Annotated in this window: 15 protein-coding genes; 13 read left to right on the top strand and 2 right to left on the bottom strand. The window is 57.8% G+C overall.

Going from position 1 to position 18,604, the window contains the following annotated elements; all coding sequences use genetic code 11:
* From GSQ75_RS15665 to mobF, 6 genes are all read left to right on the top strand, one after another.
* Positions 1-2,818: RHS repeat-associated core domain-containing protein (locus GSQ75_RS15665; RefSeq protein WP_158755822.1), on the top strand; the 2,818-nt coding region annotated here is incomplete at its 5' end.
* 13 nt (positions 2,819-2,831) lie between these two features.
* On the top strand, positions 2,832-3,242 hold the full coding sequence (locus tag GSQ75_RS15670) for a hypothetical protein (protein WP_158755823.1): 411 nt from the start codon (positions 2,832-2,834) through the stop codon (positions 3,240-3,242).
* A gap of 110 nt (positions 3,243-3,352) precedes the next feature.
* Positions 3,353-3,670 carry a hypothetical protein gene (locus GSQ75_RS15675; protein ID WP_158755824.1) on the top strand — a complete coding sequence of 106 codons (318 nt, stop codon included), beginning with the start codon at positions 3,353-3,355 and terminating at the stop codon, positions 3,668-3,670.
* A 558-nt stretch (positions 3,671-4,228) separates the two neighbouring features.
* Positions 4,229-4,615 carry a hypothetical protein gene (locus GSQ75_RS15680; RefSeq protein WP_158755825.1) on the top strand — a complete coding sequence of 129 codons (387 nt, stop codon included), beginning with the start codon at positions 4,229-4,231 and terminating at the stop codon, positions 4,613-4,615.
* 3 nt (positions 4,616-4,618) lie between these two features.
* Complete coding sequence (locus tag GSQ75_RS15685) at positions 4,619-6,427, top strand: type IV secretion system DNA-binding domain-containing protein (protein ID WP_158755826.1); 1,809 nt, start codon at positions 4,619-4,621, stop codon at positions 6,425-6,427.
* The gene (gene mobF / locus GSQ75_RS15690) at positions 6,427-9,231 is read left to right on the top strand and encodes a MobF family relaxase (RefSeq protein ID WP_158755827.1); all 2,805 of its coding nucleotides are present in this window, start codon (positions 6,427-6,429) and stop codon (positions 9,229-9,231) included. The genes GSQ75_RS15685 and mobF overlap by 1 nt, the downstream gene beginning before the upstream one ends.
* Positions 9,232-9,273: 42 nt before the next feature.
* On the opposite strand, the gene GSQ75_RS15695 is transcribed toward mobF, so the two are convergent.
* Entirely contained in the window at positions 9,274-9,564 is a 291-nt protein-coding gene (locus tag GSQ75_RS15695; protein ID WP_158755828.1) for a helix-turn-helix transcriptional regulator, read from the bottom strand.
* 252 nt (positions 9,565-9,816) lie between these two features.
* On the opposite strand from GSQ75_RS15695, the gene GSQ75_RS15700 reads away from it, so the two are divergent.
* The 4 genes from GSQ75_RS15700 (at position 9,817) to GSQ75_RS15715 (ending at position 14,712) form a co-directional block, all read left to right on the top strand.
* Positions 9,817-11,958 (top strand): toprim domain-containing protein, encoded by a 2,142-nt coding sequence (locus GSQ75_RS15700; protein ID WP_158755829.1) that lies wholly within the window; start codon positions 9,817-9,819, stop codon positions 11,956-11,958.
* A gap of 157 nt (positions 11,959-12,115) precedes the next feature.
* The gene (locus tag GSQ75_RS15705) at positions 12,116-13,033 is read left to right on the top strand and encodes a tyrosine-type recombinase/integrase (protein WP_158755830.1); all 918 of its coding nucleotides are present in this window, start codon (positions 12,116-12,118) and stop codon (positions 13,031-13,033) included.
* A complete protein-coding gene (locus GSQ75_RS15710; RefSeq protein WP_158755831.1) occupies positions 13,020-13,952 on the top strand; it encodes a tyrosine-type recombinase/integrase in 933 nt (310 codons plus the stop codon). Before GSQ75_RS15705 ends, GSQ75_RS15710 begins: the two co-directional genes overlap by 14 nt.
* Before the next feature lie 82 nt (positions 13,953-14,034).
* Complete coding sequence (locus GSQ75_RS15715; protein ID WP_158755832.1) at positions 14,035-14,712, top strand: hypothetical protein; 678 nt, start codon at positions 14,035-14,037, stop codon at positions 14,710-14,712.
* On the opposite strand, the gene GSQ75_RS15720 is transcribed toward GSQ75_RS15715, so the two are convergent.
* A complete protein-coding gene (locus GSQ75_RS15720) occupies positions 14,709-15,155 on the bottom strand; it encodes a hypothetical protein (RefSeq protein ID WP_158755833.1) in 447 nt (148 codons plus the stop codon). The genes GSQ75_RS15715 and GSQ75_RS15720 overlap by 4 nt on opposite strands.
* A gap of 202 nt (positions 15,156-15,357) precedes the next feature.
* Between GSQ75_RS15720 and GSQ75_RS15725 the strand changes: the two genes are divergently transcribed.
* From GSQ75_RS15725 to GSQ75_RS15735, 3 genes are all read left to right on the top strand, one after another.
* A complete protein-coding gene (locus GSQ75_RS15725) occupies positions 15,358-16,794 on the top strand; it encodes a hypothetical protein (protein WP_158755834.1) in 1,437 nt (478 codons plus the stop codon).
* 100 nt (positions 16,795-16,894) lie between these two features.
* Positions 16,895-17,515 carry an RHS repeat-associated core domain-containing protein gene (locus GSQ75_RS15730; protein WP_158755835.1) on the top strand — a complete coding sequence of 207 codons (621 nt, stop codon included), beginning with the start codon at positions 16,895-16,897 and terminating at the stop codon, positions 17,513-17,515.
* Complete coding sequence (locus tag GSQ75_RS15735; RefSeq protein ID WP_158755836.1) at positions 17,512-18,273, top strand: tetratricopeptide repeat protein; 762 nt, start codon at positions 17,512-17,514, stop codon at positions 18,271-18,273. Before GSQ75_RS15730 ends, GSQ75_RS15735 begins: the two co-directional genes overlap by 4 nt.
* Positions 18,274-18,604 lie beyond the last annotated feature (331 nt).

The following is an 18,604-nucleotide window of genomic DNA, read 5'->3' on the forward strand; positions in this document are numbered from 1 at the left end:
TGCCACCAGCTGCGGTACACCCGGTGCGGCATGCCACCAGGCGGGCGATCTGTATCAAGTCACCAATGCCCTGAACCAGGTCACCACTATCGCTTCGTACGATGGCAACGGCCGTGTCACCCGCGTCACCGATGCCAACGGTATCAACACCGACCTGACCTATACGCCGCGTGGCTGGCTGGCGTCGCGCACGGTCGATGGCGCAGTCACCTCGTTCACCTATAAGCCCTACGGCGCGGTCGAAACGATGACTGATCCCGACGGCGTGGTCACGACCTTCAAATACGATCCGGCGCATCGCCTGACCGATATCTTCGATGCGCAGAACAACGATCTCCACTACGCGCTGGACGTGGCCGGCAACATGACCGGCGAATCGGTCACCACAGCCTCCGGTACGACTGAGCAAAGTCAGACGCGAAGCTACAACACCTTGGGGCAACTCACCGCGATCATCGACGGCCTCAACCACACGGTCTTCAACGCTGGGCTAAGCAACAGCTACGACGCCAACGGCAATCTCGTACTCAGCGCCGATGCACTGGGTTACCAGCGCCAGCAAGGCTTTGATGCGCTGAACCGCTTGCACAGCACGATCGCAAACTACAGCGGCGCCGACCCGGCCACCACGAACACCACCACAGCCGTCGGTCTGGATGCACTGGATCGCGTGGCAAGTGTCACCGACCCGACGAACCTTACGACCGCTTACACCTACGATGGGCTCAACGATCGGACCCAGCTGCAAAGTCCGGATACCGGCACCAGCACCGACGCCTACGATGCGGCCGGTGATCGCCTGACGCACACCGATGCGAAGGGGAACATCAGTAATTCGACCTATGACGCGCTTAACCGTCTGGCCAGCACCAGCTACGCCGACACCACGCTCAACGTCACCTATACCTACGACGAAGCCAACACGGTCACCGGTTGTACGTCCTCAAATCCGATCGGTCATCGGACACGCATGATCGAGGGAACCTTCACTACGGTGTACTGCTACGACGGTCGTGGCAACGTCATTCAGAAGATGTACGAGACGTCGTCCCAGACCGATACGACGTTCTATTCCTACACGCCGGCGGATCGACTGCTCGGCTACACCACGCCTGATTACGTCAACATCAGCTCGCCCCACCAGGACATGGTGAGTTATCTCTACGACACGACCGGTCGCATCAGTGGCGTACAGGTGGTGACGGCCGATCCGGCGACGCCACCAAACTCCACGGTGTCGCCGGCCACCGTGGTTAGCAACGTCGTCTGGCTGCCGTTTGGCCCGATCAGCAGTTACACGCTGGGTAATGGCCAGACGATCACGCGGACCTACGATGCCAATTATCGGCTCACCGACCTGACTAGCCCGGCACTCGCGCTCCACTTCGCCCGCGACGCGATGGGCGACATCAAAGCCCTGGGCAACGCCCCCGGCGCCAACCCGGCCACGGAGACCTACACCTACGATCCGCTGTATCGGCTCAATGGCGTCATCGAGGGCAACGGCAGCACGCTGGAGAGCTACACCTACGATCAGACCGGCGATCGACTGAGCAAGACGACCTCCGGTGTCGCTGGTGGCGCCTATGGCTACACCACAGGTACGCACCAACTCGCCAGCATCGGTAATGCAGCCCAAGCCAATGACGCCAACGGCAACAGCACCGGTAGCGTGATCGGCGGCAATACCTACGGCTTTGGCTACAACGATCGCAATCGCCTCACTGTGGCACAGCTCAATGGCCAGACTGTAGGCACGTATACGTACAACGCCCTGGGGGAGCGCATCAACAAGGTGGCCACGTTCCCGAGTACCGTGAGTGAACGCTACGCCTACAACGAAACCGGCCAGCTCATTGGCGAATATGGCACCAATGATCGCGACTACATCTGGCTGGGTGATCTGCCCGTCGGGGTTGTGGACAACACCAGGAATAATGGCAGCTTCATAAGCACGATCAACTATGTGACCGCCGATCAACTGGGTACGCCGCGGGCAGTGAGCAACAGCGCGGGCACGGTGATCTGGCAGTGGGCCTACCAAGGGAACCCCTTCGGCGAACAGCAACCAACTAGCAGCACTGGTTACGTACTCAATCTGCGCTATCCCGGCCAGTACTACGATGTGGAGACGGGGTTGCTGTACAACGGTGCCCGGTACTACGAGTCGGCTACTGGACGGTTTCTACAAGCTGACCCGGCTGGGTTCCGTGGTGGTATCGGGCTGTACGTCTACGGTTTGAACAATCCGTTGATGTATATCGATCCGACAGGACTTATGCCTCCTGGCATGCCACCGCCCATGGGGCCGTTTTCGCCGGAAGGGCCAGGACTAATTCCTGCCGGCCTATCTGCGCGTAATTGGGCATTTAATCAGGTAGGCCAAGGTGGTTACGGCTATTTCGACCCGAATCCTGAGGCGAGAGGATGGTTAAGGCAAAGGACCAACGGCATACCTTCAGAAAAGTGCAATAAGTTTGTATGGGATGCTTTAAAAGCAGGCGATGTCCCTGCAGGTCGCATGCCCGATGGAAGAATTCCTTCAGCGGCTGAATGGGGCGATCCGAATGTGAACATTCCTGGCTATTACGTTGTTCCTCAAGGTGAGCAGCCCCAAATAGGGGATGTGGTGTCGAATGGCTCACACGTAGGCATATATAGCCCGCTATCAGATGGATCGCCTGGAACAGTTTCGGCGGCATTCCCTATGTCGTCATCGGCTGCTGGTATTGATGGAAATGTGGTCAATAACGACTGGGGCTATCGTCAAGGACAAATTTTAACGACACGCCGCAGCACAAATGACGGTTCGCCTTGAAGAGGGTTAGATAATGAAAAAATCCTATGCGGCTTTAATCGCGCCAATCATACTTCCGGCGTTATTTTTTACAGGAAAAATGGTATTTTTTGATCATAGCGATCCAGGTTATTTCAGAAAAACAACATTTGAAACTTTGGCCGGAATTCTTCCATTTAGCTATTTGTTTAGCTTTATTTTCGGTATTCCAATTTTATTTGTTCTGTCAAAAATAAATAAGTTAAACGGCACCGCCTTTATGCTATCTGGCGCGTTGGGAGGAATAATAACAATCGGAATTATTTATTCGTATACGTCCAACTTTAGTTCATTAAAGGAAAGCGGTTTCCTGGTGGCTATTTCCGCAGTTGCCGGATTAACTGTTTCCTTATTTTTTTGCATATTGTCAAAAATCCCGATGCGAACTCCCTTGCGAGGCGAGTGAAGGGATAGATCCTACGTGCCACCGGTTTGCGACCCTGCTCAAGGGAAAGCTCTGATGCGTTGCTTTGCAGCTGCGAACACGGCCTATCGGCAAAGCTTGGGATTTGAATGATGGAAACAACGCGCAAACAGATCGCAGCTCGAAACTTGCTCTACTCACCCATCGGCGAAACGACGCGGCAAAAGCTCACCATTCGCATCGTGGGTCCCTATCTTCTGACGCCCGGATCAGTTTCGTTCGTGTTCGACGAAGGCACGGCCGGTTGTGACATCGAGTTCGACGGACTTCCTCAAAAGACCATTTCTGTTTACGGAGCGGACACGCTTCAAGCATTGCAACTGGCGGTGGACATTGACCCGTATTTGCGCGGATTGAGCCGCAAATATGATTTTTTCTTCGACAATGGCGATTCCTATCTTGACGATTGATCTGCACCCATGAACGAGCCAGCACGTCGCGTTGTGGCCACGCGGCAGCTCGACGCACCGACGGACGCTAGGCGCTCATTATGCGACCGCCAAGCGCCGGGCGATGGTTCGCCGTTGGCTCACCAGCCGGTGGCGCGCCATCCGTCGAATAGCGGTCGCGGTGTCGTGCTGTCCACGTAGGGTTCGTCGAAGGCGAGTGGCTATCGGCATCGCTCGAACCGATGTTCTAGCGACGGAACTTACGACCCTATTTGGGATTTTTAGCCTGAAATACCCCCTCTGAATGCGCGTTTTCGGGCTCATTCAGTAAGCGGAGTGATGCCAGCATGGTCTCCACAGCAGCACGCAGTTGCGTGTGGAGGAAAACCCCATGGATTCATATATCACTCGCGATCGAACCACCCGACGCGCACCAGACTCACGACTTAGGGCTACACACCCCTACGCACCGGGTGTGCCAAGCAAAGTCGCGGCGTTACGCCGCTCCCGCAGAGCGAACGCATGGCCTAGGCGTCGACAAACCGCAGCTCCCATCTGCGTTGCGCGAGGGCACGCATCGTGACCGCCAAAGTTCGTAAGCGAGACCTTCGAACGCGGGTCACGTATCCGACTTTCGACCGGGTCAGAACGTTCGCTCTTGCGCATGAGCTCACCACGTATGGGGCCATCGAGCGCCTCGTGCTGCTCGGGCTCGATGCCGTCAACGCGACGGCAACCATTGATACCAACATCACCAACAGCATTGACCAACTATCAGCGCGGATCGAATTACTCACGGCGCTGGTGGATCGCAGCCTCTTTAGTTCCGTGGTCGCTTTTGCGTATGCGCGCCACGCTGCTCTGGGACTGCTCGATGGTGACCCACGGCAAACCCTCGATAACGCACTCACGCAAAACGCCGAAAGTGCCTACCACCGTCAACGCTCTAAAGCTTTGGGAGACTAATTTATGGACCGCAGAAATCGGACTTCACGCTCGGATGCTGTGCTGGGGCTTCATGCGCTGGCAGCAACGGCGCGTCAAATCATCCTGCAGTGGGCGTTGCTACTTCTGGTGATTGGCGCTCCCGTATGGGGCGCGTTTTCGTGGCATGCGTACACCGCTGCAACGACGGAAGATACGCGCTATTTCCTAAGTAAATGGACAGAAGCCTGGATCTGGGCCGATGGCCTGCACCAGCCAAGCAGACCAATCGTCTACGTCGAAAACGGAAAAGGCAGCACCATAAGTGCAGATCAGCTCCGGAACTGGGAGCCACTGATTGCCCTTCGAGATGAGGTGCGTGTGCGGGTCGAGCCCAGCGTGAAGTGGGCCGGTTTCGTAGCAGCGACCGTGATGGCCGCGGTGTACATACTGCTTTGGTTTTTCGGTCGGCGTTTGCGTGGTGACCAATTTCTCCGCGGAGCACGCGTGGTTTCGCCATCCCGGCTGCGTCGTCTGCTTCGCCGCAGTGGCCCCCTTTCACTTTTAAGCATCGGAACGATTCGGCTAAGGCGCGAATCTGAGTGCCAACACGTCATCCTGGAAGGCACCACGGGTACCGGCAAGTCAGTGGCATTTGGGCAACTGCTCGACAGCGTCGATCGCGCATGGGCTGCCATTGTGTACGACACGAAGGCGGACCATCTTGTGCGCACGTTTCAGCCCGAACACGACGTTGTCCTCAATCCTCTAGACAAGCGCTGCCCCGCTTGGACCTTATGGGATGAGATCCTAATTCCCACGGACGCGTGGCGTGTCGCAAAGTCGATGGTCGCCAGTCACGGGCACGGTGATCAATATTGGGTGGAAGCAGCACGCCAACTCCTAGTCGATATCCTTTTATCGGTCGCAGATGATTGCAAAACCAACGGTGAGTTGTTTCGGCTTTGTGCCGTCGCCGAGACGTCCGAGCTAACGACCCTTTTGCACGGCACGTCGTCGGGCCGGATTTTTGTCGACCCTGCTGGTGAACGGATGCGCGAGAGCATTCGCAATACGTTGGTCACGAGTGTCCGTGGACTGCAACTGCTCGATCCGAATGCACGCCCGGGTGGTTTCTCGATCACTCAGTGGGTGCGTGAGGCGGTGACTTGCAAAGGGACGTCGCCGCGAGCGTTCCTCCTCAGTCCGCCCGATCACGCACCGGCTATCATGCCGATTATCGCAGTATGGATCGAGGCCGCGGCCGCAGCGATCCTGGCGCTCGGCCCCAGTCGGACTCGGCGCATCCTCTTTGCCATCGACGAGTTGCCGACGCTTCCGGTTCTCGAATACGTTGTACGCCTTGCCGCCGAAGGCCGCGGCTATGGCGCTAGCGTCGTCATGGCGGTCCAGTCCTTCGCCCAACTGCGCCAACGGTATGGCGCTGACGGCGCGGATGCACTGGCCGCACTCTTCTCCACCCACGTTTTATTTCGCGCCGCGGATTCGGAGAGCGCCGAACGGGTGTCAAAAATTCTCGGCGAATCCGAACACGACGTGGCGCGCCAGAGCGAGAACGCCGGCACCGGCCGTAGCCTGAGTGTCGGTAGCGACCGTCAATCGCACCGGGTAGTCACGGCCACGGAGATGCTGCAGCTACCAAATTTAGAAGCTTACTTGCGAGTGGCAGGCGATTTTCCATTGTGTCGTCTACGTCTCACGCCAACGGACACCGACGCGAAAACAGTAGCCTACGTGCCGCGTGATCCGGCCACGCTCATTCATCGACCGGTCCCGTTGCGCACGCCCGTCCCACCTGCAACGACCATCATCGACCAAACGGGGCCACTCTGATGCTTTCACTACGCGCACATTCGTCGGCCGCCGCGGTGTTGGGGTATTACACCCAGCTTTCAGATTACTACCTGACCGCCGATGTGGCGCGGAGCCAAGGCGCTGCCGTTTGGGCTGGCGCGGGTGCGGAACGTCTCGGACTAGACGGCGCCGTGGTCCGTGAGGATTTTGCGTCTCTGTTGGCGGGAAAACTTCCTAATGGCGTGCAACTCGGTACGGTCCGGGACGGCCAGCTCGAACACCGACCTAGCTGGGACCTAACATTTTCGGCGCCTAAATCCGTGTCGGTGATGGCGCTGGTCGGCGACGATCGCCGCTTGCTTACCGCCCATGACCAGGCGGTAAGCGCGGCCCTCTTGTATGTCGAATCGCGCGTGGCCGAAACGCGCATCCGCGAGAACGGTGAGGTGCGTCGCGAAGCGACGGGTAACCTCGCGATTGCCTCGTTGCGCGAAGGCACGAGCCGTGCGAATGATCCGCAGCTTCACACGCATAACGTAGTGGTCAACGCCACGCAGAGTGCGGATGGCCAATGGCGCTCTCTCGACGGTTATGCGTTTTTCCAGGCCCAGCGCGAAATCGGCCAAATTTATCGGAACGAGCTCGCACTGCGCTGCCAGGCCCTTGGCTATGACGTCGCCCAAGGGAAGGACGGAACGTTCGAACTGACATCCGTGCCGCATGCGGTGATCGAGGCGTTTAGTACGCGTTCGGCCCAGATCGAAGAAGCCCTTGCCGCCAAAGGGTTGACCCGTGACACCGCAAGCAGTGCGCAAAAAGATATGGCGACCCTTGATACACGTCCCAAAAAGTCCGAACGCAGCCCCGACGAATGGCGGGATGCATGGCGTGCACAGGCGGCAGAACTCGGATTTGATGCCCGCGCTCACGTGGACCGGGCGTGCCGTCAGGCCACGGCCTCACCGGCGGCTTATCTGGCACGCCACGATGCCGCCGCAGCGATCGCGGTGGAGTCTGCGATCGCCCGTTTATCTGAGCGCGAGGCTACGTTTTCCGCACGGGCGCTGTCTCTGGAGGCGTTGCAGATCGCCGTCGGTAAAGCGCGTTTTGATGATATCGAGCGCGCACAGAACAAGGCGGAAGCCCGCGAACAGCTGATTGCCCGCACCCTCCATTTAGATGGGCGCTCTCTACCCGGTTACACGACCCTCGCTGGTGTGGAAACCGAACAGCGCATGTTGGCGGCTGAGTGCGCCGGTCGTCGTAGCCTCGCACCGCTGCTGACGGTGGATGCCGCGCATCTGGCCGTAGCCAAAGCCGAGCTCCGCTCCGAGCATGCGTGGACGGTTGGCCAGCGGACAGCGACAGCGTCGATTCTCGCCAGTCCCCATCAGATCGAAGGTGTACAGGGCTACGCCGGAACGGCGAAAACGACCACCGTCATTCGAACCGTAGTCGAGCAGGCACAGCGGCAAGGGCGCGACGTGGTGGCGATGGCGCCTACTGCTTCCGCTGCCGAAACCTTGGGCACCGCCATCGGCCAACCCGCGGTGACGGTGGCACGCCATCTGACTCAGCTCGACGGCGCAGGCCGCGCACCTGCCGGGGCAGTGTGGATCGTGGATGAAGCTTCGTTACTGTCAGCGCGCCAGATGACGACACTGCTGGAAGGCGCCCGTGATCAAGGGGCGCGAGTGGTTTTGATCGGCGACGTTCAGCAGTTGGGTAGCATCGAGGCCGGTGCTGCTTTTCGTCAGCTGCAGCAGAGCGGCATGCGCACGGCGATGCTCGATGAGATCGTGCGACAGGACCAACCGGCAGCCTTGGCGTCGGTGTATGCCGCGATCCGTGGCGATGCCAAGGCGGCACTCGCCGCGATTGATCGCGGTGGCGGTCGGGTGGTCGAGTTGCCGACGCTTCTCGATCGGCACACCGCGATCGCGAGGGACTATGCCGCACTGTCGCCGGCCGATCGGCTAAGCACACTGGTACTCGATCCCAGTCGAGAGGGACGCGAGCAACTGAGCACGGTTATTCGGGAGCACCTCAAACGGGACGGTACGTTGTCCGGTCCATCGCTGCGCGTTGAGACACTGGAAGACAAACGCCTGACACGCGAAGAGGCGCATCACGTACACAGTTATGCGGTCGGCGATCGCGTGACTTTCCAGCGCGACTACGCGAACGGCATCACTCGGGGCGAGTACTACCGTGTGACCGACGTGGACCGCGGAGCCGGCTGCCTTCGGTTATCCGATGCCCGCGGCCATTCGATTGACTGGATGCCGGCTAAAAGCGGCGGTAATCAGGTGCAGGCCTACAGCGTGACGACCCGCGAGGTTATGGTCGGTGACCGCATCCAGTGGACGCGTAACGATCTTTCACGTCGCCAAGTAAATGGGTTCGGCGCGACCGTGGTTGCCGTCCAGGCGCAAGGTGCGATCACTGTTCGCGATCATCGAGGCACGCAGACGCTCGATACCGCCGAGCCGCGTCACCAGAATTTTCGCCATGCCTATGTCAGTACGGTCCATGCGGCTCAGGGGCGCACTGCCGATCGCGTACTCGTGAACGCCGAAAGCTTTCGGACGGCGCTTTTAAATCAGAAGGCCTTTTACGTCGCGATCAGCCGCGCGCGGTCGGAAATTCGCATTTATACCGACGATCGCAAAGAACTGATCCGCAATATCGAGGAACGCACCGGGGAGAAGGCAACTGCCTTGCTGCGAGACGATCGGCCAACGGCAAGTCGCGACGAATCCCGAGGGGTAGAAGCCACCGAGACCAGTAGGCAGCCGGAAGCTTCGAAGAACTCGACTCGTGAGGGAGGGTTCAGTCGATGAGCGCGTCTATCACACATCGCCGCTGCGCCCATGAGTCAGCCTTTAACGATGGCGTCGTGTTTTGTACTTGGTCGAATGGATCAGGGGACCCAGCACCGTTTCGACCGATTCGCCGAGCAATGCGGCAAGGTCCGGCAACATGGAGAGTGGAACACGCAGCCGGCCTATTTCGTAATGACCGAACGTTTGTTGGGCAATGCCCAGGTCGTCGGCGAGCTCTTGCTGCGTTAAGTCGCGGTCTTTCCGCAACTGCGCAATGCGTGCACCCAACTCCTTATAGAAGCGCTGTTCGTCCGGCGTCACCGGCAAAGACCCGAGGTAAGAAGCAGTCATGAGCATAGCCCGAAATGCCGAAATCGAGGTTGACATTACTCTAAAACAGAGTAAATATCAGACTCCAGATCGCGTGTCTAGCGAGGACGTGGCCATGGCGAAGGTGGTGAAACTGCAGGGAGTGGGTACCTTGCGCCGGTACGACGGGCCAAGCTGCTGGAGCGTGTCGTCGCGTTCTATCACCAGCGGTTTCTGGATCGCCCCGAAGGACTCCAGTACCTGACCCAGTTACGCGGTATCCGCAACCTCGCGTTGTTCCGCGATTACCGCGTGGGCTATGCCGACGGTTCGTTGCTCGAAGCCTTGCCACCAGACGACGAGAGTCTCGCGCCGTTCCAGTCACTGGGCGTGCTGACCGACCGTCGTCAAGAGTTGTTCGCCGGCTGCGTGGTGTTTCCGTTGTTGGCGGCTGACGGCTCGGTCATCAATCTGTACGGGCGGCGGATTCAGGACGGGGCGCCGAAGCATGTGACATTGCCGAATGTTTCGCGCGGTGTCTGGAATGCGTCGGCCACGCGTCGATCCTCGAAGATCCTGATTACCGGTTCACCGATCGACGCGCTCACCCTGATTGATCGCGGTATTGCCGATGTGATCCCGTGCCTCGGCGACGGGTTGAACGAGGATCATCTGGCAATGCTGCGCCGTGACGGCTTGACCGATGTCGTGCTGGCGTTGCCGGGAAACCTGCAGGGCCGCAAGACTGAGAGTGCGATACGCGCTCAATTGGACGGTGTTTCGGTGAACGTCGAGGCCCTGCGCCTGCCGGACGGCGACGACGTTAATCGCTTTCTTCAGCAGCACGAAGTCAGCGAGTTTCAGGCGTTGATGCCCAAGGCTGCCGCCTCAGCGGCAGGTGCCCCCGATTGTCGGAACACGGCACAGGGGTTGGTGCTATGTGTCGGTGCCCGACGCTACGAAGTCAAAGCCTTCTTGCGTCAGGGCACCCAGCTCAAAGCCACGATTAAGGCCAGCGGCCCGAAAGCCCAGGGGTTCGAGCTGCACACGCTGGATCTGTACAGCGCCCGTTCGCGCGAAACCTATGCGATGTCGTGTGCGGTTCTGTTTGCAGAAGACGTGGCCTTGATCAAAGCCGACCTTGACCGTCTGTTGGAGCGGGTGGAAGCGTGGACGCCGGAAACGGGCGCCGCCAGTTCGGCACCGGCTACCATGACCGATCGCGAGCGCGAATCCGGCTTGGCGTTGCTGCGCGATCCGCAACTGCTGGATCGTATCGAGCGCGATCTAACCACGCTGGGCATGGCCGGCGAGAGTCTCAACAAGCGCCTGTGCTACCTCGCCGCCATCTCGCGCAAATTAGACGACCCTCTGAGCCTGCTGATCCAGTCGCGCTCCGCCGCCGGTAAATCCACCCTGCAAAACCTCGTGCTGTCGCTGGTGCCGGACGAAGATAAGGTGGTTTATACCCGCATGACCGACCAAGCGCTGTTCTATCAGGACCCCACGGCTCTCATGCACCGGGTGGTGGCCTTGGAAGAAGCCGAAGGATTAGGCGGGGCCGCATATAGTCTGCGCGCCCTGCAATCGTCCAAGCAGCTGGCGATCGCCACCACCAGCAAAGACCCGGTCAGCGGCAAGATGCGGTCCGAGCATTATCTGGTGCAGGGGCCGGTGGCCGTATTGCTGACCACGACGTCTGCCGCCTTGGACGAAGAAACCGCCTCGCGCTTCCTGACCGTCACCATCGACGAATCGGCCGCTATGACCGAACGCATCTTCGAACGCCAGCGCGAAGCGGACACCTTGGCTGGCTATCTGCGCCGGCACGAACACGACGTCCTCATCCAGCAGCATCACGCCGCGCAGCGTCTGCTGGAACCCGTGGCGGTGATCAATCCCTATGCCCCGCAATTGAAGTTCCCGGCGCACTCCTTGCGGGCGCGCCGGGACCACAAGAAGTACCTGATGCTGATCAAGGCGATCGCGTTTCTGCACCAGAAGCAACGCCCGGTGAAAGAGGTGGCGCAGGGCGATCAGGTGCTGCGTTACATCGAGGTCACGCGGGAAGACATTCGGGCCGCCAATGCACTGGCCGAGACGGTGATGGGATCGACGGCCGACGAGTTGTCGGCACCGGCGCGCAATCTGCTGGGCCACATCCATGCCTTGGTCAAACAGCGCGCTGCCGAGCAGGGCGCAGCGCCCAGTGATCTGGCGTTTACCCGCAAAGCGATCCGCGACGGCATCGGCTGGAGCGATTGGCAGGTGCGCACGCATATCCGCGAGCTGGAAGAACTGGAGTACTTGCGCGCCCGAAGCGGTGCGTGGGGCAAGGAATACGTCTACGAGATTCTCGGGGCCACGTCCGGTGACGGTGTGCCGGTCGGGTTGACGCTGAGCGATCCCGACGAACTATGCGAACCCACGCTATGAACTGCGAGGCTCCCAAACCCGACTCCGAGGGTACTTCGAAGGTACTCCGTAGCATCCACCCCTCGAAGGGGTCGGGCCATGGCGGCCAACGGTTTGCGGTGAAGACCGGCGTACTGCGTGGGCCGGTTGCGAGAAAGGCATCCCCAGGGAGAGAGGCATGACACCACACGACGGCATCACGAACTTCATCGCGTACCTACGTCTCTCGCCCTACAGCCCGAAAACGGTGCACGCCTACGCCGACCAGCTCAAACCGTTTGCTGCGTGGCTGGTGGAGCAGCGCATTGACGATCTGCGTACCGTGACGCGTGCCCATATCGGGAGCTATCAGGCGCATGTGCGCCAAGAACCGATCCAGCGTGAAACGCAGGCGTTGCGGTTGCGCGCCGTCAAACGGCTCTATCAGTACCTGATCACTGATGGGCGTCTGCTGTTGGACCCGACCGAGGGGGTGAAGGAAATCAGTCGTCGGCGTGCGTTGCCCCGGCCGATTTTGGGGCCGCGCGAGATGAAACGGCTGCTCGCAGCACCGGACACCACCACGCCTCTCGGTATCCGGGATCGTGCACTACTGGAAGTGTTCTATGCGACCGGCGTGCGCGTGGGCGAGCTGGAAAAGGTTCAAGTCCAAGACGTCGACCGGACGTTGCAGACGATGCACATTCGTTTTGCCAAAGGCGGTACGCCGCGCGTGGTGCCGCTGGGCCATCACGCGGTGCAGTGGCTCAGCACGTACCTCGACCAGGTGCGCCCGAAGATGGTGAAGGCCCGACCGTTTGAGCGCGCCCTGTTCGTGGTCCGTGGTGGACGGCCCTTGGGTCAGGCGCAGACGCGCACGCTGCTGCACCGGTATTGCCAGGTGGCTCACCTGCGCAAAACCGTGACGCCGCACATCCTGCGCCACAGCTGCGCGACGCACCTGCTGCGAGCTGGGGCCAATCTGCGTGCAATCCAGGAGCTGCTGGGCCATAGCCGTCTGGTCAGCACCACGATCTATACCCGCGTGGCTCCGATGGAGGTCAAAGCCATGCACCAGCGCTATCACCCGGGGAATGCAGAACATGCGGCTGACTGATGCGGTACGCCAGTACTTAAATGCCATGACGGCCGGTGGACTGAGTCACTACACGGTGCGGGGCGCGAAAAGCGCCCTGAAAGAACTGGCGGCGTTTCTGCTGATGCGGCAGGTTGAACACATCGAGCAGCTCGATCACGAGACCTTGATGCACTACCGCGAGGAACTGTCCGAGCGGATGACGCCCAAAGGGACGCCATTGTGCGCACGCAGTCAAAGTGAGCTGCTGGGTCACCTGCGCGCGTTTTGCCGTTGGATGGTCGAGGAGGACTGGTTGGTTGCCGATCCGGCCAAACGTATCCCCAATCCACGCAAGCCCAAACAGCTCCCCAAAGGGATCATGGACATCGACGAGGTGCAGCGGGTGTGCCGTCAGCCGGATATGCACACGGCGAAGGGTTTTCGTGATCGGGTGATATTGGAGGTGTTGTACACCAGCGCCATCCGGCGCGAGGAAACGGCTAACCTGCTAATTGATGATGTCGATACGGAATACGGTTTTCTCATCGTGCGCGACGGCAAGAACAGTAAAGATCGTGCGGTGCCGGTGGGGGCGAGTGTCTGCAAGCTGCTGGAAACTTATCTGGCCGGCGTGCGGGCGGATTGGATCGGCGCCGATCGTGACCGTCATCTGTTTCTAAGCCGGTTCGGTACCGGCATGAACCCGAACTCGATCTGGCGCATCGTCAAGAAACACAGCCAAGCCGCCGGACTGGCCAAACCGGTGTCGACACACACCATCCGGCATACGTGCGCCACGCATATGCTGCGGGCCGGTGCTCCCATCCGGTATCTGCAGGAAATGCTGGGGCACGATTCGATCGAGAGCACGCAGATCTATACGCGGGTAACGATCAATGACCTGCGAGCGGCGCACCGCCAATACCATCCGCGTGAGCAGGATCAACGCGAAGACTGAAGCAAGAGGCTGGATATATGCTTGGGTGCGGCCAAATCCGACACAGAGGCGAGCGCTAGAGCCTTAACAATGGGGGTGCATTTTGGACAGTGGCGTCGCCAACACGATTGCAACATGCATATCAGCGCTTGCCGCCTGCGTTTCCACCTATTTGGCCGCTCGGGCGATCAGGGACAGCAAAGAGGCTCGCCAGGCGGAATTCGATTCCGCGCGACCCTACTTCACGTTCTCAAATTTTGGTCTCAGGCGTCCAACGATTGCCAAGGCGCTGTCATCCGAAACGGAAATGCTGGACCCGAGAGTGGCTCGGATTGAGGGGCTCATAGCCAATGATGGCCGGCGGTCGGCGTCCAATGTTTCGGGAGCCATCCTTATCCTGCCGATCAAGAAGAATGCTGATGCCGGCACGTTCTCCATCGGCATTGCGGACGATATGGCCCCAAAATCAGAATGGCACATTGGGACCGCACACCTGGACTTACTTCCGGCAGATTTCCCGGGGCACGAAATGTCTAGGCCCTATCAGGACCCCGGGTTCTTTGTGATGATCTGTGTGCGATACGAAGACCCGCTGACCTCTAAAAAGTATGTGCAAAATTCGTTTATGCGATGGCTCGGTATTTCTGACGGCGTCATCTCGGGAAATTTGCTTTCGGCAAGCCCCGAAGAAAAAAGCATACTGCTTGAAAGATATGCTGTGTTCTTGCGGCCATACCTCGATAGCAAACCCGTATCGGGAGCACGGCGGCGTGCCGCCTAACTGTTTCGCGCCGCACGGGCGCTAAGGTAGACCTTCAATTGTTCGACTCGTTGGGGCCGGTTGAATATCGCATACAAGGCGAGCCATTCCTCGGCTCGCATCCAGGGCAGATCATCACTCGTTTCTATGGTTGAGCCCGAGTAGGGCCACTGCACAATGCCGGACGGCGTGCGGACAGCAATGCCCGCCATTACATCCACAGCCACCCCGGTCGCCGATCGGAAAAGCGCGAAGTGCCTGGAAACGTAGTTGGCATGTCGGGGCCGATGCTGTTCATCCATCGTGCCTGACAGTCGCTCCCTCACCGCGGCAAAATGCTCGTTCGTCGTGACGATGTCCAGGTCTGCAGGCGCTGCCTCCAAACCCAGGCGGCAGAGAAGCGAGCTACCACCGATGGCCCAGCACAGGCCGTCGAGGTGTGGAGCGATCTGGTGCGCCAGCATGATCGGAGGAGGTAAGGGCATAGGTCAGCGCATTTGCTTTGACGAGTCGTTACAACCGCAGTCACCACGTAGCTGACGGTAGCGATGGCCACGATGGATGACAACCACTTCGTGGTAAAAAGAGAGCTAAGTATTTCAGAGGGACGTCGGAGGCATCTGACGAATCGCCGCATGCTCTAGCCCCAAGCTTAAGGAATAGCCCATGGAAGATTTTCACTATGTCGATGAAGATCAAATCGAAGAAGATCTGGAGGCGGCTCCAAAGCCGCCCGTCCTTGAAGTTAGCCTTGGGTATCCTCTTTATCAGCTGACTGACCGTCAATTTGAATGCTTAATGCAGGATGTCTTTCGACGGGAAATGTCTTCTGCGGCGGGTAATTACGGCCAGTACGACAACGTGCTGCTGATGCAGGGCGTTGGCGAGCGAGGTCGCGATGCTGTCCTAACTTTGGGCGGCACGCATGTCGGCGTTATTCAGTGCAAGAAGTACAGTTCACTTCTTACGAAGCCCGATGCCGCGCGCGAGATTATTAAGTTCTGCTTGCATGTCGTTCTGGATCCACGCCTGGCACCTCAGCCCGCTGGCTTCAAGTATATCTTTGCTGTTTCAAACGACTTCAATGAACGGGCAAAGTCTCTATTAAGCAACTTCGGTATAGCGATTGCGCTTGAGGCTGAGCTCAAAGCCTGGGTGACTGAGGTGATCGCTGAAAACAGGAGGATGAAGACGCTGGACGTCGAACAGGTCTTGCCGCGATTGCTTGGCATCCTGCAGGCCATCGAGGTCATAGCGCTAGGCTTCAATGAGATCAACACCCTAGTTGCAGACAAGAGCGTCATTCTTACGAAGTATTTTACTCTTCGGGCTGTGGTCTCAGAGGAAAAGGTAGACAGGCTGATCGAAAAGGTCACGCAGCATCTAACGGCAATATCTGATGAGGATGTTAAACGCGTGAGTGATCGCCTGGCTTTGCACAAACCTGATCGGCGTGTAGACATGGGCTTGATGTCACTTTGGGGCTATCCGACCGAATTCGTCGCGGATCTTTTCAAGACCGCTAAATTTCGTGAGTTAAGCCTCGCTCTCGCAAAAGCCAAAGCAGATCTAGACAATAAGTTTCTCGCATTTCTCAACGCTAAGGTTGATGACGAAATTCTTGCCAAGATCACAGCATTACGAAAGTTTTCGCCCCTAATAATCCAAGCGGCGAAACCCTATATTTTGGGTGTGTTAATGCAGCGATGGATGCAGTCCCTACAAGGTGAGCTTGTGTCCATCATGCTTGCGCAGAAAACGAGTATCAAGACAGATATCTGGTCCATACGCACTCATCTTCTCGAAGCTGGGGAAAATTATTTGAAAGGTGACTTTTCGAAGGTCGTTGGGGACGTTTCGCTTCTTGCGTTAAAGAAGCAAGTTTTTAGGTATACCTATTCTCGTTATGCCAATCGGCATGCCATGGAACAAGCTTTCGATGCTGAATGGCCAAGCGTCTTACCGGTAGCGGATGGCATTGTGCGAGACCTCGACAAGCTGATACCCGATGACCCCAGCATCATTTTGCGTGGAAACAAATGGTTCGACGATCCCGAACACATGAAGCGGGTATTCGAGAACATGTCGCAGTTCAATTCTTAGATTGACGACGTCACGCATCAGGGGAGGCATGTCAATGGATACGGCCGGCGGTGGAACAGACCACAATCTATGGCAACCACTTCGTGGTAAAAAGTGAACTATGTATTTTCAGGGAGAGGTCAACGCAGTACTGCCCGGCCAGTACTACGACGCCGAGACGAATGCCAACTACAACCTGTTCCGGAACTACAACCCGCCTCTTGGTCGGTACGACCAACCCGATCCCATCGGCTTCAGAGGTGGCATCAGCGCGTATGCCTACGGTAACAACAACGCACTGAGCAATATTGACCCTTCGGGGACACAGTTTCTTATTCCGGTTCCCGACTATCAGCCAACGCCTTTTCCGATATTTGAGGTGCCTCAGCCGACGCACAACTTCCCCAATCTTGATCCGTTGGTGTTGTGCTTTGTTGCAGGGCCATCATGTGTCGTGCCTGTCGCACAAGCTATGTCAAATGTGGTGCCATTCCCGCAAGTAGGCAAGAAACAGCCGTGTCCATCCGCCGGCAACGGCTGTGAGCAGGATCAAGAAAGGTTGATGGAGCTCTATAAGAGTAAGCTGGGCCTAATCACCAATACTCCTGGCTTGAATTCATTTTCAAAGAGATCCATAGCCCTTAGCTACAACGCACAAGCCATGGCTCACAATGAACGTTGCCCTAGCTCTCCCGTACCCTTGCTCGATCTGCCTAGTCCTGTCGGAGTACCTTCGCCATGATGCGAGGTGAAAAGGTTGCGAAGCTTTGTGAATTGCTTGAGCTTAATGGCTTGGAAGGTATTCGCATCGCGCGTGAATTAGTTGAATCTGCTGGTTTTTTTATCGCAAATGACTTAGATGAGATAAAAAATTGGTTAGTTGAAAAAGCAGAATCCGGCGATCGTAGCGCGCAGCACGCTTTAGCTGAATTCTATTTGGTAGGGGCATTTGAATGCGTAGACAAGAAATCGGCATTTGAATGGTGTAAAAAATCTGCCGAGCAAGACTACGGTCCTGCAGTCTTTCTTATGGCTGGTATGAGAGAGGATGATCAGGAAGGTTTAGCCGCGGATCAAGCTGAGTCGGTTCGCCTCGTCAATAAGGCTATAGCACTATCCTATGGCCCAGCAGCTAGATTCATGGGGTTGCAGTATTTGACCGGAGCAACAGTCGAAAAAAATTTAGATTTGGCACGCGACTATCTATCGAAAGGTGTGGATTTTGGTGATGGCGAAAGTATGTTTCACCTTGCACTTATGCTGAGGGGTAACGGCAAATTGGAGGATAGATTTCAAGTTATACGGTTGCTTGAACAAGCCTCAGATGCCAACAATGCATCAGCACTTCGAACTTTGGCATCGATGTACAGCAATGGGGTCGACGGCTGTGAGGTCGATGAAGAAAAGGCAATCATGTATAATAGCAGGGCTGACGTCATTGAGCGGCCTTATAGGTATGAGATAAATACGGACGATTTTCCGTGTCCCAGATCTGACTGACTGCTACCGAAAACCGGGGTGACCATTTCGCCGCTGAGGTCAATAGGCATGCACTTCTCTTCCCCGGCCGCGCCGAAGAGTATGTGCCCGTCTTGCCGCTGACCACCCGCCGCTGTGTTTCATGCGGCGCCAAGATCGCGCCAGTCACCGTTCTGGTTAGGGCCGCTGTAGCGGCCCTTGCTGCTTGCCAAACACTCATCGGTCATCGCGGATCCCGTCCAGGTGCACGTCGTGCGTGGCACAGAATCTCGGGCTCAAGACCCACCGTAAGCTCCCCCGTCAAGTAGACATTTCAAAAGTAGAACGGCTGGCGACTTGTTGACGGTATTCG

Origin of the sequence: Dyella sp. S184, assembly GCF_009766065.1 — a bacterium.
Lineage (GTDB): Bacteria > Pseudomonadota > Gammaproteobacteria > Xanthomonadales > Rhodanobacteraceae > Rhodanobacter.